At 56.6% G+C, this 20,468-nt stretch carries 15 protein-coding genes and 1 riboswitch; of the genes, 1 reads left to right on the top strand and 14 read right to left on the bottom strand.

All coding sequences use genetic code 11. The features are described 5' to 3' along the window. Positions 1-352: 352 nt before the first annotated feature. The 3 genes from mqnC to metA form a co-directional block, all read right to left on the bottom strand. On the bottom strand, positions 353-1,489 hold the full coding sequence (gene mqnC, locus NYE26_RS07375; protein WP_339254980.1) for a cyclic dehypoxanthinyl futalosine synthase: 1,137 nt from the start codon (positions 1,487-1,489) through the stop codon (positions 353-355). A gap of 230 nt (positions 1,490-1,719) precedes the next feature. Next, positions 1,720-2,886: an aminotransferase class I/II-fold pyridoxal phosphate-dependent enzyme gene (locus NYE26_RS07370; RefSeq protein WP_036722449.1), complete on the bottom strand. Its 1,167-nt coding sequence runs from the start codon at positions 2,884-2,886 to the stop codon at positions 1,720-1,722. 48 nt (positions 2,887-2,934) lie between these two features. Further along, a complete protein-coding gene (metA, locus tag NYE26_RS07365; RefSeq protein WP_339254979.1) occupies positions 2,935-3,852 on the bottom strand; it encodes a homoserine O-succinyltransferase in 918 nt (305 codons plus the stop codon). Positions 3,853-3,968: 116 nt separating this feature from the next. Beyond that, positions 3,969-4,100, bottom strand: a riboswitch (SAM riboswitch). 526 nt (positions 4,101-4,626) lie between these two features. Here metA and corA point away from each other — a divergent pair. Then, positions 4,627-5,562: a magnesium/cobalt transporter CorA gene (corA, locus tag NYE26_RS07360; protein WP_209873045.1), complete on the top strand. Its 936-nt coding sequence runs from the start codon at positions 4,627-4,629 to the stop codon at positions 5,560-5,562. A gap of 170 nt (positions 5,563-5,732) precedes the next feature. Here corA and NYE26_RS07355 read toward each other — a convergent pair whose 3' ends face one another. The 11 genes from NYE26_RS07355 to cobJ form a co-directional block, all read right to left on the bottom strand. Continuing rightward, positions 5,733-6,749 carry an HRDC domain-containing protein gene (locus NYE26_RS07355; RefSeq protein WP_339254978.1) on the bottom strand — a complete coding sequence of 339 codons (1,017 nt, stop codon included), beginning with the start codon at positions 6,747-6,749 and terminating at the stop codon, positions 5,733-5,735. Between the two features lie 265 nt (positions 6,750-7,014). Beyond that, entirely contained in the window at positions 7,015-7,896 is an 882-nt protein-coding gene (locus tag NYE26_RS07350) for an ROK family protein (RefSeq protein ID WP_051477785.1), read from the bottom strand. A gap of 424 nt (positions 7,897-8,320) precedes the next feature. Next, positions 8,321-9,910: a cobyrinate a,c-diamide synthase gene (locus tag NYE26_RS07345; protein WP_339257385.1), complete on the bottom strand. Its 1,590-nt coding sequence runs from the start codon at positions 9,908-9,910 to the stop codon at positions 8,321-8,323. A gap of 1 nt (position 9,911) precedes the next feature. Beyond that, the gene (locus tag NYE26_RS07340) at positions 9,912-11,096 is read right to left on the bottom strand and encodes a cobalamin biosynthesis protein (protein WP_339254977.1); all 1,185 of its coding nucleotides are present in this window, start codon (positions 11,094-11,096) and stop codon (positions 9,912-9,914) included. After that, on the bottom strand, positions 11,044-11,841 hold the full coding sequence (gene cobM, locus NYE26_RS07335; RefSeq protein ID WP_076079758.1) for a precorrin-4 C(11)-methyltransferase: 798 nt from the start codon (positions 11,839-11,841) through the stop codon (positions 11,044-11,046). The genes NYE26_RS07340 and cobM overlap by 53 nt, the downstream gene beginning before the upstream one ends. Continuing rightward, positions 11,838-12,713 (bottom strand): precorrin-2 C(20)-methyltransferase, encoded by an 876-nt coding sequence (cobI, locus tag NYE26_RS07330; RefSeq protein ID WP_339254976.1) that lies wholly within the window; start codon positions 12,711-12,713, stop codon positions 11,838-11,840. Before cobI ends, cobM begins: the two co-directional genes overlap by 4 nt. 31 nt (positions 12,714-12,744) lie before the next feature. Next, positions 12,745-13,971, bottom strand: a complete 1,227-nt coding sequence (gene cbiE / locus NYE26_RS07325) for a precorrin-6y C5,15-methyltransferase (decarboxylating) subunit CbiE (RefSeq protein ID WP_339254975.1) — start codon at positions 13,969-13,971, stop codon at positions 12,745-12,747. Beyond that, entirely contained in the window at positions 13,964-15,079 is a 1,116-nt protein-coding gene (locus NYE26_RS07320; protein WP_339257383.1) for a cobalt-precorrin-5B (C(1))-methyltransferase, read from the bottom strand. Before NYE26_RS07320 ends, cbiE begins: the two co-directional genes overlap by 8 nt. 994 nt (positions 15,080-16,073) lie before the next feature. Beyond that, positions 16,074-16,739 carry a precorrin-8X methylmutase gene (locus NYE26_RS07315; RefSeq protein ID WP_339257381.1) on the bottom strand — a complete coding sequence of 222 codons (666 nt, stop codon included), beginning with the start codon at positions 16,737-16,739 and terminating at the stop codon, positions 16,074-16,076. Positions 16,740-16,741: 2 nt separating this feature from the next. Beyond that, positions 16,742-17,536 (bottom strand): precorrin-6A reductase, encoded by a 795-nt coding sequence (gene cobK, locus NYE26_RS07310; protein ID WP_339254974.1) that lies wholly within the window; start codon positions 17,534-17,536, stop codon positions 16,742-16,744. After that, positions 17,533-20,463 carry a precorrin-3B C(17)-methyltransferase gene (gene cobJ / locus NYE26_RS07305; RefSeq protein ID WP_339254973.1) on the bottom strand — a complete coding sequence of 977 codons (2,931 nt, stop codon included), beginning with the start codon at positions 20,461-20,463 and terminating at the stop codon, positions 17,533-17,535. The genes cobK and cobJ overlap by 4 nt, the downstream gene beginning before the upstream one ends. Between the last annotated feature and the right edge of the window lie 5 nt (positions 20,464-20,468).

Genomic DNA, 20,468 nt, shown 5'->3' with positions numbered 1-20,468 from the left:
TGTTTTCCATATACATTCGGGTAATATGCCTGTGAGCGAGCACAATATATGTTGTTTTCCACATACATTCGGCCATATGCCTGCGAGTGAACACAATGTATGCTGTTTTTCATATACATTGGCTACATGACGCTGTAACGATTGCTATTCGGTTTTCGCGTAGTTTTAGCCTTTTAACTCGTAAAATCAAAACACTCCTGCGCCTCCCGGCGATCCTTCAGCCACATTCAGCAACCAAGTCACTGTACGAATCATTTAAAGAGGAAATAATAGTTTCCAAAAAACATAACGGGGCTGCGCTACTTATATGTAGCACAGCCCCGTTATTGATCTGTTGGTGTATAGCTTTATTCTAGTTCTGCATCACAAAATCATTGTCAATCTTGACACTCGCATCCTCGAACGTGCGCAGGATGTCATAACGCGTGTTGCGCTGCGCCGGAATCTTGCCCGCTTCGCGGATGAGCTGGGTGATCGACTCGATGTTGACCTTGTAGGTCGCGCCCGCCGAGGAGACTACGTTCTCCTCAATCATCGTGCTGCCGAAGTCATTGCAGCCGTATTGCAGGGAGAGCTTGCCTACTTCAGGCCCCATCGTAACCCAGGAGGACTGGAAGTTCTTGATATTGTCCAGCACCAGGCGGCTGATGGCTACGGTCTTCAGGTATTCCTCCGGGGTCTGGCGGTCCAGCTTCAGGTTCGTATTATCCGGCTGGAAGGTCCAGGAGATGAACGCCAGGAAGCCCTCGGAATCATATTTGTTCGCAATGCATTCGTCCTGGGCTTCACGGACACGCAGCAGATGCAGCGCCCGCTCTTCCATGCTCTCGCCCAGACCGATCACCATCGTGGCTGTTGTATTCATGCCGATCCGGTGTGCGGTCTGCATGACGTCCATCCACTCGCGCCAGGAGCCCTTGAGCCGGCTGATCTTGCGGCGGGTACGGTCATCGAGAATCTCTGCACCGCCGCCGGGCAGGGAATCGAGGCCCGCAGCATGGATCTCACGCATGACCTGCTCCAGCGGCAGGCCGGAGACCTCCACCATCTTCATAATCTCCGCCGGTGAGAAGGAATGCATCGTAATCTCCGGGAACCGCTGCTTGATGCCGCGCAGAATATCCGTATAATAGCTGAACGGCAGATTGGGATTCGTACCACCCTGCATCAGAATCTCGGTTCCGTTTACGCTCATGGTCTCGGCAATCTTCTGGTAGATCGTCTCATCGGGAAGCACATAGCCTTCCTCCGAACCGGGTCTGCGGTAGAAGGCGCAGAATCGGCAATATACATCACATACATTGGTGTAGTTAATGTTGCGGCCGATGACGAATGTCGTCACTGGCTCCGGGTGCCAGCGCTTCATAATAATATCTGCGGCAGCGCCCATTTTCTCAATTTCATTGCTCTCGAATAATGTGACCGTATCTTCCAACTGAAGACGTTCACCCTTCAGTGCCTTATCCAGTATAAGATCGACTGCACTCACTGTTGACGGCCTCCTCTTCATCTATGAAGTCTATGAGATAAATACAATTTGAAATAAAAATAGTCCGTTCTCCCATCGTATCACAATCGGCTGTTCTTGAAAAATGTTTCGCTGCACAGGACGGAATAAATGCCCTTGTCCCAGGCAAAATAAACAGCAGTGCACAAAGGCACTGCTGCTTGTACGTTCTGCGAATCTCGCATGCCGGGCAGGTCCGGCGGCGCATCGCCTTATTCCAGCTCGCTCCGGGCGGCCTCCAGGGCCTGCCCGAGATCGGCGATCAGATCATCCACATGCTCTATGCCGACAGAGAAGCGCAGCAGCCGGTCATCCACGCCTACAGCATCGCGGATTTCAGCCGGAATATCGGCATGGGTCTGTATCGCCGGATAGGTCATCAGCGATTCCACACCGCCCAGACTCTCGGCGAAGGCAATTAGCTTGATATGGCGGAGCAACGGCTCCACATAGCTGGCCTCTTTTACCTTGAAGGAGAAGATCCCGGTGTTGCCGGAGGACTGGCGGTTCTGAATGGCATAACCCGGATGGTCCGGCAGGCCCGGGTGGAAGACCTCGGCAATCGCCGGATGCTCCTGCAGATAACGGGCAATAGCCAGGGCGTTGCTCTCATGCCGCTCCATACGCAGGGCGAGGGTCTTCATGCCCTTCATCAGCTGGTAGCTGTCATTCGGCGCGAGCACGGCTCCCAAGGAGTTATGCAGGACAGCCATTTCAGCCGACAATTCTGCACCCTTGGTCACAATCAGCCCCGCCAGCACATCGTTATGCCCGCCCAGATACTTAGTCGCACTGTGAACCACGATATCTGCGCCAAGCTCCAGCGGGCGCTGGAAGAACGGGGTCAGCAGCGTATTGTCCACAATCGTGAGTAGCCCGTGACGGCGGGCCCAGGTACATACGGCTTCGACATCCGTAATCATCATCAGCGGATTGGTCGGTGTCTCAATGAATACAGCCTTCGTGCCCGGCTGGCGGGCCGCTTCCAGGCCATCCAGATCATTCGTATCTACATAGGAGGCGCTGATGCCGTATTTGGAGAGAATCCGTTCCAGCAGCCGGTAAGTACCGCCGTACAAGTCCAGCGATACAATGAGATGGTCCCCTTGTCCAAACAAGGTGAACACTGTAGTCAGTGCAGCCATACCGGAGGCACAGGCGAAGCCGGCATCCCCTGATTCCAGGGCCGCTGCCGCTTCTTCTAGGACAGAGCGGGTAGGATTTTTGGTGCGGATGTAGTCAAAGCCTGTACTCTGTCCAAGCCGCGGGTGACGGAAGGCCGTCGCATGATAAATCGGGTAATTAATGGCCCCGGTGGCGGGGTCCTCCATTGAACCAATCTGTGCCAGTCTGCTCTCAATTCTCAGTTTCTCATCCATCTCCATTGCCTCCTGATTAATTACTTCTATTAAGAATAAGTCAACCTCTTAGATAAATGCCCCGATATCGTAAGGAGTCTCCTGGTATACATAGTAATTGAGCCAATTAGCGAATAATAAGTTAGCATGGGCGCGCCAGACTGCCGGCGGTGTGCGTGTCGGATCATCCTTGGGATAATAGTGCTTCGGCAGGGCAACCTCCAGCCCCTTGGCGATATCCCGGTCATACTCCCATTTCAAGGAGAAGGGATCATACTCCGAATGTCCGGTGACAAAAATCTGCTTCCCGTCATGCGTAGCCACCAGGTACACCCCGGCTTCCTCGGATTCTGCCAGAATCTGCAGCTCCGGGTTCTGCTCAATATCTTCACGGGAGACGTCGGTATGGCGGGAATGCGGAACATGGAACACTTCATCGAAGCCGCGCAGCAGCTTGACATTATTATGGCTCATTGTATGCGGAAACACTCCAAAGCATTTGTCCGGCAGACTCACCTTGCGCACGCCGAAGTGATGATACAGCCCTGCCTGCGCCGCCCAACAGATGTGCATGGTCGAGGTTACATTGTGCTTGCTCCACTCAAAAATCACTTTCAGCTCTTCCCAGTAGTTGACATCCTCGAACTCCAGCTGTTCTACGGGAGCGCCGGTTACAATCAAGCCGTCGAACCGGCGGTGGCTGATCTCATCAAAGGTTTTGTAAAAGCTCTTCAAATGCTCTGCCGAAGTATTCTTCGACGTATGGGAGCTGGGGTGCAGCAGAACAACATCCACCTGAAGCGGGGAATTCCCGATAAGGCGCAGCAGCTGGGTCTCAGTAGTTTCTTTGGTAGGCATCAGGTTCAGGATGGCGATCCGGAGAGGACGGATATCCTGATGGAAAGCCTGGCTTTCATCCATTACAAAAATATTCTCACCGGATAATACTTCTTTGGCCGGCAGGCTGTCGGGAATTTTGATAGGCATTGCTGTTCACTCCTTAACTGAAATGGGGTTCCACTTGGTGGTTCAACCTGAGGCAGGGTAGCGAAAAAAGACCTTTCCCGGGCGAGAAAGGTCATATCATGCAGTCATATGCGCCTCTCTCATCTGCCAGAGAACTTTCGCCGGACGAATAACGCCCTGCAAAGCTTCCGCAAGAATTAGCACCGTGCGTTCACACGCCGGTTGCCGGGTTTCATCGGGCTAGTCCCTCCACCTGCTCTTGATAAGATTTAGCTGTATTCAGTTGAATAACCTTAAGCATCTGAACGATGCTTTTTCTTAAATTTCACTTTAAATCATGAACCTCCTTTTCGTCAAGTCCATACAATGCTGAAGGGGCCTTATAACAGAAAACAATTTCTCTTGTAAGAGCCATATCCCGGCGTTATACTAGACAAGTGTTTCAACCAAGTGGAAACGGCTTTGCCGTCCCTTTAAAGGACGGTACCGTTTCAGCGAGAAATATAAGGATAAGGTATCGTGTGAAACCTATACATTCTTATATTTCAAAAAAAACGGCGAAAAGAAGAGGTGAGAGAACAATGGAAGGCGACCCGGGCTCGCGAATAAGCGTGCAGAATGAACAACCACACAGGATTAACATCAGCTTGCCGGCGGCGGGAGCCCTTTTTCTTCATGCTCTCGGACCGTCTTTTGGCCTTCGTCCATGATTGTACCACCGGCCAAGCTGATTTTTTCCGTGTGCTGAAATTAGCATACCCCTGGAGAAGACCAGGGACATAAGGAGTGAATCAGATGAAAATCCGGCTGGTGAATGCAGGGGTTTTTACGCCTATTGACAATATTGAAGAAACTTTAACCGCCCCTGCCGAGGGGTTCTACTGGATTGATGCGGATGTGGAGGACCTTGTAGAGCTTCAGCCTATATACGGCCTGCATGATCTGGCTGTGGAAGACTGTCTAAGTGAAGAGGATCAGCGTCCGAAGCTGGAGATTTATGAGAGTCATTATTTCATCGTGGTGAACAGCATCCGGTTCGATGATGAGGAAATCTTCCTCCGTGCACTCAACGTATTCCTTGGCAGACATTTCATTATTACCGTTACGAAGCAGAAGATCCATGAGCTGCGTGTCCTGAAGCCCGTACTATGGGAGCAGGAGGTCAGTACGCCTGACCGCTTCCTGTATCTGCTGATTGACCTCGTTGTCGACAACTTCTTCTCGGTCGGTGACCGGATTGAAGCGCGGATCGAGAAGCTGGAGGAAGACATCCTCATGCATACCAAGAAATCGCATCTGAGCGAGATCATCGGTCTGCGCAGTGAGATTCTCTGGCTGAAGAAGATGCTCGGCCCGCAGAAGGAAGTTATCAACACGCTCAACAAGAAGGATCTTCGCCTGATCGACGATCAGCTGCAGAAGTATTTCAGCGATATCTATGAGAATGCGGTCAAGATCTCTGAGACCTTCGAAACATACCGCGATCTCATGGGCAACTTGCGCGAAGCTTATCAGTCCAGTATTGCCAATCGCGCCAATGAAATCATGCGTGTATTTACAGCAATTACTACCATATTCATGCCGCTGACCGTGATTACCGGAATCTACGGCATGAACTTTGACAATATCCCGGAGATCCACACCGAGTACGGCTACTATGGCGTCATTGCCGTTATGGTGACGCTAGGCTGCGGAATGCTAATTATCTTCCGTAAGAAGGAGTGGCTATGAAGCAGAGCGGACGAATACGAGGGACGAAGGCACCGTATACCCGGCTACCGGGACTCGGAGAGCCTTCGTCTTTTTGGTATGTCACCAGTATGTAATGCGTCTGCGCCGATCAGGAATTCCGGTCATCAGGACCGTAGATTGGGACTGATGCAGGCCATCAGACTCAATAATTATTGAGGGGTAACTATCCCTAACGCCGCCGGATGCTCCCGCCGGAAGCGGATGCGGATCAGCCGCAGGCGTTCGTAATACAGATCAAGTCCGTCAGCAGGTACGAAGTTGTCGCCGTAGGCTTTGTAGAGGACAGGCTTCAGGAAGTTGTCGCCGATCAGTTCATAGGCTGTCCAAATATTGTTCTGTTCTTCGGGACTCACCTCTCTCAGCTCCAGGGCAATAAGCTTCTCGGCCGAGTAGCCGTCCTTCTCCAGCTCCTCTACCACTTCAAGCACTTCACGGCGGGAAACTCCGCTAAGCACTCTGAGCTGCTCCATCCCCTGTCCCTCTTCAATCCCCTGTAATAGAACGCGCCGCAGTCTCAGCCGCTCCAGCTGCTTCTTGTACTTAAGCTCCTTCTGCTTATAGTGCCAGGATACGAAGCTCTCTTCGTCTATGGCATGATTCACCCAGCTTAGCGGAAAATCATGCTCACGCTCAGCCGCCGCGGTGATGCTAAGCCAGTCTGCACCATACTGTGAGACTTTGCCTTCACCCACACCCGGGAGCTGCAGCAGCTCCTCCTCCGTGCGGGGAAGAAATGCGCTGATCATGCGCAGCAGTCGGTTGCTGGCCAGGATATAAGGCGCCTTCCGCTCACTGGAGGCCTTCCCTCTGCGCCAGGAGCACAGCTCCTCGAAGATGGCTTCATTCCCGTATTGCTCACTGTAATACTGCAGCTTAAGCTGCTCCTGACTGCGGCTGCTGAGGTTATCGTCATCATGAAATACCCCGTCAATCAGCGGGCGGTAGCCATCCCCCATCTTCACGGCAAGCTCGTGCCGGTATACACACAGCATCTCATTCCACGATCCGCCTTCATACCACAGGCTGTCGCCCGTCTCCTCTTCGCCGGAGAAATCACGCCAGTCAAGACGCCACTGACCCTCTTCCTCTCCAATCCACAGCTGGGCAAAATTCTCTTCGTCCACTCCTGATCTTCTGCACAAACGGTTCATAAATACGATCTGCATATGAATCCCTTCTTTCGTCGTCTTACAGTACGCATGAGCGCTGGCAAGTAGAAACGGCTCTGCCGTCCTTTTAAAGGACGGTAGTTTCAACGAGAAATATAAGGATAATGTATAGCGTGAAACCTATACATACTTATATTTGAACGCAAAAAAAGCACCTCTCCCACGACATTCGTGAAAGAGGTGCTTCCTCTTAAATGCTATACTGTTAAAACCTAGAATACCATATATTACGTAACAGTCAATCTCTTTTTGACAAAATATCCTACTTGCGGTCTAAAGCCAGCTTGGCCAGACCCAGTGCGCCAGACAGACCAGCGTTATCTCCAAGCTGCGGAGGCACAATATAGCTGCCAATCTCTTCATTGAGCGCCGGATGCTGCACATATCCGCCGAGCAGCTCCTGCAGCTTGGCATGGATCAGCGGGAAGAGCTGGCTCTGCTTCATCACACCGCCGCCCATTACGATCTTCTGCGGCGAGAGGATCAGCACATAGTTCATAAGCGCATGAGCCAGATAGTGGGCCTCCATCGCCCAGGCCGGATGATCCGCAGGCAGCTCGCCCGCGGGCTTACCCCAGCGCTTGCCGATGGCCGGCCCCGCCGCCAGACCCTCCAGGCAATCGCCGTGATAAGGGCAAAAGCCTTCGTAGTGGTCCTCAGGATGACGACGGACCAGGATATGGCCCATCTCGGGGTGGGACAGCCCGTGAACGAGCTTCCCGCCTACCACAGCACCGGCACCAATCCCGGTGCCCACCGTGATATAGAGACAACTGTCCAGCCCTTGCGCTGCTCCCCAGGTGTACTCGCCCAGCGCTGCGCCGTTCACATCTGTATCAAAGCCGATCGGAACCCGGAATTGCTCCTCAACGGCTCCAACCAGATTATACCCGCCCCAATGCGGCTTCGGTGTGGTTGTAATATATCCATAGGTGGGGCTGCCGATAACAGGGTCAATCGGTCCGAATGAACCGATTCCGATAGCCTCCACTGATTTTCCGCTGAAATAATCCATTACCTGGCCCATAGTCTCCTGAGGAGTAGCCGTCGGAAAGCTCACCCGGTCGATAATCGTCCCGTCCTCATTCCCGATACCGCATACAAACTTCGTTCCCCCTGCTTCAATCGCTCCCAACAATTTCACTGCAGCGTTCCCCCTTCTCCTGATGCATCCATATGCTGTTGCTTCTGATAATTTCGATAGACTCCTGAGATACGATAAATACAATGATAGTTTCCTGCGCTGGAACTTGCCCGTTGACCAGCCCGTGCGCGATAATGAAGCGTTCTCTTGTCCTATTATACGTATCAAATATACGTATGACAAGCGGTTGACATACAGTATGAATAAGTGATTTGCTGATGAGGCTTAGGCCGAATTGAACGGGACGGGGGTAGTTGGATTTTCTACACTTGCTAATGAACGAATAGCCGATGCTAGAACAACAGTTGGAAAAACAACACTTAATGTTGCCCATTTTAGCCCAAGTAGCTAAAAGTAACATGAATAGATGTTGTTTTTCCACTTATCGCCACACATTTCGTTAGAATTAATAATTTAAGATACGTTATTCCACTTGTTGGTTGCGGGAGCCGGGAACATGCTGCTGCACAGCCTGTTTGCGGTCACGATAGGCCCGGCAGGCTGCTACAAGCCGGGCTGCTGCCGGAAGATGGGAGGCCAGATGGATATGAGCATAAGCAGCCATGATGCTTCCTCCGATGTAGCCTTCAGGCTGGCTCCCCCCTCTGCCCTTACTCTCATAGGCATAGGTCCGGGCTTCCCCGTCAGGATAGCTCATGACGGAGTAATGAAATTCATGGCCGCGCAGACGCTCGCCCTGCTTCAGCAGCAGACAGTCGTGAAGTGCCGTAACTTCACGATACCCGAGTGCCGCCCGGCGTTCCTGCATCACGGTATGCGCCGGAATGATCCCGGCCATCTCATGCACCGTGCCGGTGCGGTCGGTCAGACTGCGGGCCAGCACCATATAGCCGCCGCACTCCGCATACAGTGGCATTCCAGCGTCTGCGGCAGATCTCAGGCCGTCGAGGAATAGCTGGTTCGCGGCAATCACCGCCGCGAATTCTTCCGGGAAGCCGCCGCCGAGATAGATGCCGTCAGCTTCCGGCGGAATGCCTTCACCGCTGAGCGGGCTGAAGTACACCAGCTTAGCACCTTCACGTGCAAGCAGCTCCAGATTATCGGCGTAATAGAAATTGAACGCCGCATCCCGGGCTACGGCAATGAGCGGGCCAGGCCCCGCCGGGCCTGCCTGTGTCTTATGTATCTGAGCAGCGGGGTTACAAAGTTCAGCCGCATATGTAAGAGAGCGAACTTGCTGGTCCGGCATCTGCATGCAGGCAAGCAAGGCTTCTTGCTCCGGCGACACAGGCTGCCCCTGCACAGCAGGAGCGGCAGCCGCAAGCTCCAGCAGCCGTTCCAGATCCGTGCCTTGCTCCAGCATGTCGGCGGCACGCTCGAACAAGGGCGCAAGCTCCCCTCGCTCCACAGCGGGCAGCAGGCCCAGATGCCGCTCCGGGATGTCCAGCCCGCTGTCGCGGGGGAGCCAGCCAATCACGGGAATCCCGCAGGCTGCTTCAATGGCAGCCTTAACTAACCGGTAGTGACCCTCGCTGCCGCAGCGGTTCACCAGAACGGCGGCAATCTGCACCTGCGGCTCCAGCTGCCGGAAGCCCAGCACTATCGCCGCGGCACTGCGCCCCATGCTGCGGACATCGACCACCAGCAGCACAGGGCTGGCGGTCAGGATGGCGATCTCCGCCGTGGATCCGGTCAGTGCTGTGTCTTCCTTGCCGTCATACAACCCCATCACGCCCTCAATGACGGACAGGTCAGCATCCGCCGAGGCCTGCAGGAAATACTCCTGCAGATAGTCGCTTGAAGTCATCCAGGAGTCCAGGTTGCGCGAGGGATGGCCTGTGACCGCAGTGTGATAGGCGGGATCGATATAGTCAGGGCCGCATTTGAAGCCCTGAACCTTCAGGCCCCGCCGGGCAAAAGCGCGCATCAGCCCCAGTGTGACGGTTGTTTTGCCCGAGCCGCTGCCTGTGCCTGCGATGACCAGGCGGGGATGCGCCTGCGGCTCACGGGGGGCTGATCCAGGCTTTTTTTCATATCTGGCTGCATTCCTCAGCTCATTCACCGCTCTTCCCCTCCTTCTCTCCGGGATAGACAATCCGGGCTACGGCGATGGTCACATTGCCGCTCTTGAGCTTAGGCTGCAGGAGCGAATGCGCACCTGAAGACAGCAGCGCAGCAGGTTCACAGACACCGTAAGCCCCGGTTGCCCTGAATACCACCTCAGACGGATGGTCCAGCTCTACTGTATTGAGCTGCTCCGGGGTGTACAGAACCAGCTCCCAGCTGTATTTGGCGCACAAGGCCAAGAGTCCCGCTTCATCCCCCTTGATCCCGGCTGTCGCCACATTCCGCACACTATGGAGCGACAAATTAAGCTCGTGCAGAGTGTGAAGAACCACCGCTTCCAGCTCATCCGCAGACGTCCCGCGGTTGCAGCCGAGTCCAAGCACCAGACTGCGCGGGCGATACACTACAGTGTACTCGGCCAGAGTAGTATCTGCCGGTGCGTCCTCCTCTGGTTCCTCCGTCACCCGGTCGCTTACCACAATCGCTGCGCTGAAGCTGCGTCCGCTATGCCGAAGCTCAGCTCTGCTTGCGAACATAGAGACATGCTCCGGCACCTCAGCACCCGGCGGCAGCCAGTCACGTTCCCCGCTCTCCTGCACAAAGGCTACCGGCTCCCCGTTAACGAGCGCAGCACTAACCCCCTTCATGGAGGTGAAGCTGTCGGCACGCCAGCCGTACTCCCGGCCCAGCAGATCGACAGCGAAGGTACCCTGCACATCCGAAGCCGTGGTGATCACCGGATGGCTGCCCAGCAGCTCCGCAATCTCCAGTGTCAGCCTATTCGCTCCGCCAAGATGGCCGGAGAGCATGCTGATGACATGCTCCCCGCGCTCATCGATGACGATGACGGCAGGATCGGTTCTTTTATCCCGCAGCAGCGGAGCCGTCAGCCGGACAGCCGCCCCCAGTGAGAAGAACAGAATGACCGCCTCATAGCTCCCGAAGAGCCCAGGCAGCACCCCTCTGACCGGTCCGTCAAAAACAGTGATCTCCCCGCTCCGCGCCTCCAGCTCTCCGCTATACTTGGCATAGACAAAGACCTCAGTCCCGCCAAGCCTCCCGCCAAGCTTCACAGCCTGCTCTATCCCGCTGCGCGTAATCGCAACAGCCGCATACCGCTTACTCACCGGAGCCGATTCCTTCCCGGCAGCCGTGGGTGAAGGTCTTGTCATACAGCTTGGAGCGGTGCTGATCGCGGTCCGTCAGCCCGGGGTCCAGCGCCCAGCCGGCCAGGATCATGGCATGCATGGTGATGCCAGCACCTTGCAGGTCCGCCTCCAGCTTCTCAACCGTGGTCCGCAGAATCTGCTGATCCGGCCAAGTGGCCCGCTTCACGACTGCCACCGGGGTCTCCGGGCTCCAGCCTGCGGCCAGGAATTCACTGCTCACATGACCGGCCAGTGATGCACTCAGAAACAGCGCCACCGTGCAGTGATGCTCCGCCAGCTTGCGCAGCTGCTCGCGCTCCGGCACGGGTGTGCGCCCTTCCGCACGGGTCAGAATGACCGTCTGCGTCAGCTCCGGCACGGTCAGCTCTGCGCCAACCGCCGCCGCAGAGGCAAAAACCGAGCTAACGCCCGGTACAATCTCGTAAGCGACGCCGCGTAGCTTCAGCAGCGACATCTGCTCCAGAATCGCGCCGTACATGGCGGGGTCTCCGGTGTGGACACGGGCTACGCTTTTACCGGACTGCACGGCAAGCGTCATCAGCTCCACCTGCTGCTCCAGATCCATGCCCGAGCTCTGAAGCACCTGCGCACCGGGCTTAGCGCTGCGGATCAGCTCCTCGCTGACCAGCGAATCCGCATACAGCACCAGATCAGCGGAGCGCAAGATTCGGCTGCCTTTTACAGTGATCAGCTCCGGGTCGCCCGGTCCGGCACCTACAATGTATACCTTCGACGCAAGCTCAGTCATTTGCTCACCACCATCAGACTCAGGTACTCCACTTCCTTGCCCCGCAGGTCCCGTGCATCGCGCCAGACAGTCTCATAGGGGGAGGTGACCTTGGTTACCACCGAGGCGCGGCCGGACAAGCCCAGCTCATCCAGCACATCCAGCACCACATCCAGCACCTTGGCCACCTTAAGGAACACCACCGTATCATGATGCAGCAGCGCTTCCCGAAGCGCCTCCCTGTCGTCCGTAGCCGGGATGATCCCCACCCGCTGATTGCCGTCTGCCAGGGGCTGCTCCAGCGCAGCCGCCGCGCCCAGCACCGAGGATATTCCCGGAACCGAGACGACCGGCACACCGGGGTGCAGCTCCTGCATCAGCCGGGCCAGATGAATGAAGGTACTGTAGAGATTAGGATCGCCTTCCGTCACAAAAGCCACATCCCGCCCCTGTCTCAGCTCTCCCCAGCATAGCTCTACCGTGCGGGTCCAGCCGCCAGCCAGCAGCTCCGGGTCCTTCGTCATCGGAAAGACCAGTCCGAGCATGATTTTGTCCTGCGGGTCTACATGCAGCTCAATGATTTCATAGGCGTAGGAATTGCCGCCCTTCTTGGTAGCCGGATAAGCAATCACCGGACATTCCCGCAGCAGACGGCAAGCCTTAAGCGTAATCAGCTCCGGGTCGCCGGGGCCAACGCCTATGCCGTATAACGTTCCGAGCGCCCGGGGAGTCAGTCTTTCCTCCAGCTCCAGCTCTTCTGCATCCAGCGGGTCAAATAACGCACTGGCCGCCTGTATCGCTGCTTCTGTCCACAGCGTCCCTGCAGCTTCTCCTGACGATATTTCCTGTCCCTCCGCAGCCTGCTCACGCGGCTCAGTTACATCGGTCTTCATTGCGGGTTCCTCCTTCGTTATTGTCTGATGATTAATGAAGCCTCCGGCCGCTGACCACATAGACGGGATTCATTCCGTCGAACCGGGTCATGCCGAGAATCGGCTTGCCGCGCGACGCCTGAAGCATCGTCACCTCGCAGGCCAGTCCTGCGGCCTTAAGCGCCTCCATGCTGCCATGCAGGGTCTCCACCGTAATCGCCCCAACCACAATCCGTCCGCCGGGCTGAAGCCTCGCAGCGCTATGTTCAATAATGGCCGCCAGCTCACCGCCGCTCCCGCCGATGAAGACGGCATCCGGGTCAGGTAGAGCCGCTAAGCCCTGCGGCGCCTTCGCCTGAATGATTTCGAAATCCGCCCGGAACTTCAGACGGTTCGCTGCCATATTCGGCAGGTTCTCCGCACTTTTCTCCAGAGCGTAGACCCTCCCAAGTCTGGCGATCCGCGCACATTCCGCAGCCACCGCACCCGAGCCGGAGCCGATATCCCACACGACTGCATCCTCGGACAGGTTCAGCTCCGACAGCACTAGAGCGCGGACCTCGCGCTTCGTAATCAGGCCTTTCTCCGGCTTACGCTGCCGGAACTCCCCGTCGGGATAAGCGAACCCGCGCCGCACGGGAGCGGAGACCTCCTGCTTACGGCGCAGGATCACGACATTAAGCGCCGCGAACTCCCTGGTTACCATCTCCTCCAGCGTCCAGAACCGGCAGACTTCCTCCGCCCCGCCAAGACGTTCGCAGACAAACGCCTCATATTCCACCATCCCGAACTCCTGCAAGTAAGCGGCAATGACCGCAGGGGTGTTGTTCTCGTCTGTCAGCAGGGCGATTTTGTGCCTGCCGTCGATCCGCTGGGCCAGTCCCTGAATGGGACGCCCATGCAGACTGATCAGCTCAGCATCCTGCCAGCTGTCCCCGAGCCGCGCGAACGCAAGCTGCACACTGCTATAATGGGGGATCACCTCCACATGCTCCGGTCCGAACCTGCGGACCAGATAACCCGCAATCCCAAAAAAGAACGGGTCCCCCGAGGCCAGCACCACCGTCCGCCGCTCACGCCACACCTCCTCCAGCTTGTCTGTAAAAGGCTTCAGCCCGCCTTGCAGCACGATTTTCTCCCCTCTGTATCTGCCGAAAAAATTCAATTGCCGCTCGCCGCCCAGCAGCACCTCGCTGTTGTTCACTATGCTTAAGCTATCCGGGGTCAGGCCGCCGGCGCCATCCTCACCGATCCCGATTACATAAATCAGGTTATCCATGAATTTCCGCCCTTCCTAGCACCCTGCCCTTCATTGTGATAAGCACCATTTCCACAATCATGCCTCCGTTCATATGCGCCAGACTCTGTTCACAGGCATGCCTGCACAGCTGCTCGAAAAAAGTGTAATTCCCCGCCTCAGTCATCATATCCACGACCTGTGAGGCTGTGTTGGCGGCAGCAATCTCCTGCACCTGCTCCGGGGACGCTCCCGCACCTGCCGCAACGGCTGCCAGAAATCCGAAATCGACGGGCGCGTTCTTAGAGTGAATCAGCATGGCCCCCTGAGCCACCTTGGAGAATTTGCCGGCCATCCCGACGAAGGTAACCTTGCGAATTCCGTATGCCTTGGCATGCTCCAGTGAGAAGCCCACATATTCCCCCATCTGTATAAAAGCTTCCTCCGGAAGCTCTGCGAACATCGCGATGGCGTATTTCTCGCTGCTGCCGCCTGTGGTCAGCACGATCTGCCGGTTCCCCGCCGCAGCCGCCACCGAGATGGCCTGAACCACACTCGCCTTATAGGCTTCGGTGGAGAACGGGGTCACCACGCCCCGTGTGCCCAGGATCGAAATGCCGCCCAGAATACCCAGCCGGGGATTCAGCGTCTTCATGGCGATGCTCTCGCCCTCCGGCACGCTGATGACTACCCTCAGGCCCCGCACTGCACCGTGCTCCTCCAGTACGGCGGATACCGCCTCCTGAATCATCCTCCGGGGCACCGGATTAATCGCCGCCTCTCCGACGCCCACCGGCAGCCCCGGCTTCGTCACCCGGCCAACACCGCGGCCCCCGTCAATCTCCACGCCGGGCTGATCCCGCCAGCTCACCGCCGCCTCGATCCACGCCAGATGTGTCGCATCCGGGTCGTCTCCGGCATCCTTCACTGTGGCACAGCTTGCCGTGTGTGTTCCTGTACGCTGCCAGCCAGTCAGCTCAAAGGCATGACGGAACCCGGCCGGCAGATCAATCTCTACCGCAGGCAGGCTCTCCCCTGTAATGAGCAGGGTGGCCGCACCTGCGGCTGCCGCTGCGGCACAGGCCCCTGTCGTGTAGCCCCTGCGCAGCGGGGGAGCTGGCGTTTCACCTGCGGATTCGGGAGCGGGCAATCCAGGTTTTACAGCCTGCTGTACCTGCTCAGCCGCTGGCTTGAACTCGGGGCAGCTGGCTTGCTCCGGTTGCTCAGTTGCCTGATCAAATCGGGGCAATCCGGGTTCGATAGCCTGGCGTACATGCTCGGCCGTCTGCCCGATCTCGGGGCTGCTGGCTTGCTCCAGCCGTTCAACTGCTTCTGCGGATTCGGGGCCGCCTACTTGCTCCAACTGCTCAGATCCCTGATCGAATTCAGGTCCGGCTGCTTGCTCTACCCGCTCTGCTTGCCCCGCCCCTGCCTCCCCGCTTTCTTGGCCCCGGTTCTGCCTGACGGCGTGACCGGGTATTTCCTTGGTCATGGCACTCCCTCTTTGCTGATGGTCTAAGAATGAATCCTCACAAACTGAACAATCTGCACATCGCTGAAGCCTATCCTCTGAGCGTTCGCCCTGGGCAGGTAACCTGTCTTACTCTCTATATAACCTGATTATACTGCTGCTTCTAAGCAAATCAGGAGATTTTTATACAAATTCTGGATCCATTGCACTTTGTACATTAGTTGAACCCCAAATCCGCCAAAAAAGTAAGTCTGCTGCATTTTGTACATTAGAATTTGGCGGGGGAGGTGTTTTGGAGCTATTATCCACAAATCAAGTGTATAAACTACAGTAGAACCAGATTTCAACTATAAAATCACGAATTCTGTTGTACAGAATACTATTAGAACTAAAGAAGTAAATAATTTGAGATAGTTGTATTCTGTACATTTAAAACCCGCAAAAAGGGAGGATTTCCTCATCTAACTGTAATCTGTACAACTATATCTGCCCAAATGAAGGAGAACACCGATTATAGAAAAGTATAATTGCACGTTTTACAGCTAATTGGCTATTCACTCGTAGATCAGAGCATTTAGTTGTACAGAGTGCGATTAAGCATACCACTTGCACCTTAAGCGGGATATGACAACTCACCAGCCCTACGCTTCAGCGATCTGATTCTCTGATCAAGCTAACCCAGCTCGCCCGCCGCCCGGCGGACTGCCAGCAGACTTAGTGCGTTCACTGCGGCGACCACGATTGTACTGCCGCCTTTGCGGCCGATATTGGTGATGTAGGGAATATCCAGCTTGCGCAGCTCATCCTTGGATTCCGCCGCAGAGACGAAGCCAACGGGCATGCCGATGACAAGTCCGGGCTGGGCGGCGCCTGCTTTTACCAGACGGATCAGCTCCAGCAGGGCAGTCGGCGCGTTGCCGATGACATAGATTCCCCCCGGTGCCTGGGCGCAGGCCTTGCGCGTTGCGATAATCGCCCTTGTGGTTCCCAGCGCCTTCGCCTCGTCCACCACATCAGGATCTGAAATATGTACCCGGACCTCGCCGCCGTACCGCTGAATCCGCTCCTTGGCAATGCCCGCCTCCACCATCCGCACATCCGCTATAATCGGCTTGCCCTGCAGAATGGCGTGAATCCCCGCCTCAATCGCCCCGGGATGGAACACCAGGCTGCGCCCCAGCTCAAAATCAGCCGAAGCATGAATAATCCGCTGTACAATCGGGTACTCCAATGCACTAAACGAATGTTCACCCAGCTCCTCCGTAATCATCTGAAAGCTTAGACCCTCTATCTCCTGCGGCTGTACGGTCACCGGCTTGAACTCTGTCCCGAAATCCACATTCATCCCTCTTCCCTCGTCATTAGCAGCGCATTCTTCACAGCAGCCGTAATCTCGTCAAAAGAATCAAACACCGTTCCGCCATCCCCGAAGGGCAGCCCCGGCCGCATAATCAAAATCACATATAACCCCATATCCAGCGCGGCATGCAGCTTCTCATCCACCGAGCCTTCGGCCCCGCTCTCCTTGGTAATCATCACCCGGGTGCCGTACTGCCGGTATAAGGCCTCATTCATCTCTCTGCTAAAAGGGCCCTGAAGCGCAATAATATTCCGCTGCTCAATCCCAAGGGTCAGACACTTCTCCAGATTCTCCAGACAAGGCAGCAGCCTTACGGTCAGCCGGATATCCGGATCTCCCAGCAGCTCCTCCGCAAAAATCTCCAGCGTTTTGCCGCCGGTAGTCAGCATCACAGAGCCCTTCAGCTCCTTAGCCTTGCGCGCAGCCTCTTCATAGGAATGCACTAGCAACAGCCGGGGATGGCTGTTATAGATAAGGCTCTGCCGCTCGTAGCGGAAGTAAGGCAACCCCAGGGCAGCAGCAGCTTCCATTGCATTAGCATGGGCCTCCAGCGCAAAAGGATGGCTGCCGTCCACCACGGCACGGTACCCGCCCGCTTGCAGCAAAGCGATCATCGCCTCGCGGTCCAGTCTGCCGACGCGGGTGCGGATGCCTGCGGCCATAAGGCGTTCTGCCCCGCTGGGCGTCACCACGCTGGCCTGCAGCGGCAGGCCTTGGCGCAGGAGGCTCTGAGCCAGCTCGCGGGCGTCGCTGGTGCCGCATAACATGAAGATCATCGCGGCTGGCGAAGCGCCAGATCGTCTGCCAGAGCCGCCGCCTCCGTTACATCATGCCGCCCATGGCAGTGATGCTCATGCGCGTGATGCGTGTGCCCATGTTCATCATGCCTGTGATGCGCACACTCGTGATGTGCATGCTCATGCTCCCTATGGCAGTGATCATGCGTATGCCCATGTTCCCCGTGGCAGTGGCGCCCGTGTCCATGTCCCTCATGACTGTGATGCCCATGCCCGTAATGTCCATGCCCATGCTCCCCGTGCTCCTCCTCACCATGATGGTGATGGTGATGGTGATGATGGTGCAAAGAGGCTGCATCGCGGTATTTGCAGTTATCGCAGTTACTGAAGGCACGGCCTTCCAGCGTCTCCTCGATCCGCTCTGTCAGCATATCCGCCAGCAGCGGATGTGCGCCCAGTGTGCCGCCGATCTCCACTTCAAGCCCGGGATGCTCCGCTGCGAATTGCGCCACTCTCTCTGCGAACTGCTGCATTAGCACTCCGGTGAACAGCAGGTACGGCAGAACAATAATTTTGCGCGCACCCAATGCAAGGCAGCGCTCAAGCCCGTCCGGCAGCGAAGGCTTGGCGATGGCAATGAAGCAGCTTTCCACGCTGCGGTAGCCTGTTCTCTCCCAGAGCAGCCGGCTTATTTTATACAGATCGCTGTTGGCATCCGGGTCACTGCCCCCGCGTCCCATCAGTAGCACGATGGTGTCCTTATCCTCTATGGTGGATGCACCGTTCCCGCGCAGGTCCAGGTCCATTCCGCCAGCCACCTTCACCTGCAGGAGTGGAAGTCGTTCTGCTTCCTGAATCCGCTCCAGCAGAATATCGACGGCACGGTCCTGCACCCCCAGCGGACGTCCGTAGATGAACTTCACCCCGGGATATCTCTGCTTGGCTTCATCAATGGCCATTGGAATATCAAGCTTGGAATGCCCCGCCGCGAACAAAATAATCGGCACTACGTATATCTCCGCCGCACCACCCTCAATGCATCTGGCAATTCCGCCAGCGATGGAAGGCGAGGCCAGCTCTATGAAGCAGGTCTCAACCTTCAGCTCCGGCTTACGGGCTGCGAGCCGGCGGGTGAATTCCAGCAGCTCCTCATTTCCCGCTTGAACCCGGCTCCCGTGTCCCACCAGTAATACCGTTCTCATCGTCTGCACTCCTTCTTTGCTGTTATCGTTATCTGATGTATGGGCTGCACTCCCTGTTGCGCTGTCCATCCGTTCCCGGAACGCATGATACCGCTCCTGCTCCCGGCCATGAGCCCTGTAGTCCTCAACTGCGGCAGCTACAGCGGCTACCGCTTGCTCTTCGTCCATCCCTTCACGCACCAAAATCCCTGCATGGGCACCCCGCCCGGACTTCTTGCCGCCGAGATACAACTCATAGCTGCCGCGCGACATTACCAGTCCGATATCATCCAGCACAGCGGAGCTGCAAGCCATCCCGCAGCCGGCTACACTGATGTGCAGCTCTCTGGGCACAGCCATTCCATGCAGCAGGGTGTGGAGCCGGACAGCAGCACTTAACGCTCCGCTTCTGCGCAGCTCACAGAATCCGCAGGTCTTCACCTTCACGTAATCTCCAGGTGTACTTACATTCAGTCCGGCCTCCAGCAGCCTTGCTCCTGCCTCTGCCTCTTCATTCCGGCTGCCGCGCAGCAGGAAATATCCGTCCTTCGTATAGATCAATTGCCCATCGCTGCCTGCAAGCTCAGCCAGCAGCTTCATCTGATCACCGTTGAAGCTGCGGCTGCCGGTTGCGGGAGCAATCTCCAGCTCGAAGGAAGAATCGGTGGATGCCTTCAGGCGACCGGATAAGCTCCGCAGCCGCTCCACCTGCGGAGCAGCAGCCAGGCTCTGCGCAGCAGCCTCTTCCGTCTGTCCTGGTTCCGCTTCGCCACAGCCCAGCGCCCATTCCATCCGAACCGAACCTGATGCTTCTGCACTTTTCACCTGTCCCGGCTCGGTCTCGCTTCCAACATCTGCTGCATCCCTCTGCCCAGTCTCTGCTGCTCTCCCAGCATCCACAGTTTTGGCCGCTCCGGCTCCAGCTGCCCCCTCTGTCTGCCCGGACTCCGCCGCAGCCAGCGACCACGGTTCTGCGGCTGTGCGCAGCCGCTCGTGCGGCTTCAGCGTCTGCGTCTGTGCTCCGAGACTGTACTTGCGCTCATATCCGCGCGGCGTAATCATCAGGTCCTCATAGACAACGGTAGCAGAGTTGCCGACCACCACGGTTGAGAGCATGCCGATCTCATGCTCCAGCATATCCTGCAGCGTCGTTACGACTGTCTGCTGGCGGTCACGGTAGGCGCTTTTGACAATGCCTACCGGTGTAGCCGGATCACGGTAACGCAGCAGAATAGTGCGCGCTTCTTCAATCTGACGCGTCCGTCTGCCGCTGCGCGGATTATAGAACGCAATGACGAAATCTGCTGCCCCCGCCGCTTCCACACGCGCAGCAATGCTCTCCCAGGGGGTAAGATGATCGCTCAGGCTGATCGTGCAGGAATCATGCATAATCGGCGCTCCAAGCAGCGAGGAACAGGACTGGATCGCCGATATTCCCGGGATCACCTCCACCTGTACCCCCTCTGAGCGGCTCCAACCGCGTTCGATCAGCACCTCGTATACCAGCCCGGCCATCCCGTAGACACCGGCATCGCCGCTGGAGATTACTGCAATCGTCTGTCCCGCTTCTGCTCTGCGGACGGCCTCCTGGGCCCGGCTGACTTCTTCAGTCATCCCCGTGCCGACAATCTCCTGGTGCCGCAGCAGCGGCCTGATCAGATCTACATAAGTGGTATAGCCGATGACCGCCTCACTCTCATCCAGCGCAGCCAGTGCGCGGCCGGTAATATGCTCCAGCGCTCCGGGGCCGAAGCCGATAATCAGCAGCTTTCCTTGTTTCTTCATTCTTC

The sequence above is a fragment of the Paenibacillus sp. FSL P2-0136 genome (genome assembly GCF_037975325.1).
GTDB classification, from domain to species: domain Bacteria; phylum Bacillota; class Bacilli; order Paenibacillales; family Paenibacillaceae; genus Paenibacillus_AQ; species Paenibacillus_AQ silagei.
Note: the sequence above shows the minus strand (reverse complement) of the source record. Positions and strands in the feature narration are given on the sequence as shown.

Excerpts from the sequence above, each read along its gene's own strand:
- NYE26_RS07370 (WP_036722449.1), bottom strand. The coding sequence starts at position 2,886 with ATGGATGAGAAACTGAGAATTGAGAGCAGACTGGCACAGATTGGTTCA.
- metA (WP_339254979.1), bottom strand. The coding sequence starts at position 3,852 with ATGCCTATCAAAATTCCCGACAGCCTGCCGGCCAAAGAAGTATTATCC.
- corA (WP_209873045.1), top strand. The coding sequence starts at position 4,627 with ATGAAAATCCGGCTGGTGAATGCAGGGGTTTTTACGCCTATTGACAAT.
- NYE26_RS07355 (WP_339254978.1), bottom strand. The coding sequence starts at position 6,749 with ATGCAGATCGTATTTATGAACCGTTTGTGCAGAAGATCAGGAGTGGAC.
- NYE26_RS07340 (WP_339254977.1), bottom strand. The coding sequence starts at position 11,096 with ATGACAAGACCTTCACCCACGGCTGCCGGGAAGGAATCGGCTCCGGTG.
- cobM (WP_076079758.1), bottom strand. The coding sequence starts at position 11,841 with ATGACTGAGCTTGCGTCGAAGGTATACATTGTAGGTGCCGGACCGGGC.
- cobI (WP_339254976.1), bottom strand. The coding sequence starts at position 12,713 with ATGAAGACCGATGTAACTGAGCCGCGTGAGCAGGCTGCGGAGGGACAG.
- cbiE (WP_339254975.1), bottom strand. The coding sequence starts at position 13,971 with ATGGATAACCTGATTTATGTAATCGGGATCGGTGAGGATGGCGCCGGC.
- cobK (WP_339254974.1), bottom strand. The coding sequence starts at position 17,536 with ATGATCTTCATGTTATGCGGCACCAGCGACGCCCGCGAGCTGGCTCAG.
- cobJ (WP_339254973.1), bottom strand. The coding sequence starts at position 20,463 with ATGAAGAAACAAGGAAAGCTGCTGATTATCGGCTTCGGCCCCGGAGCG.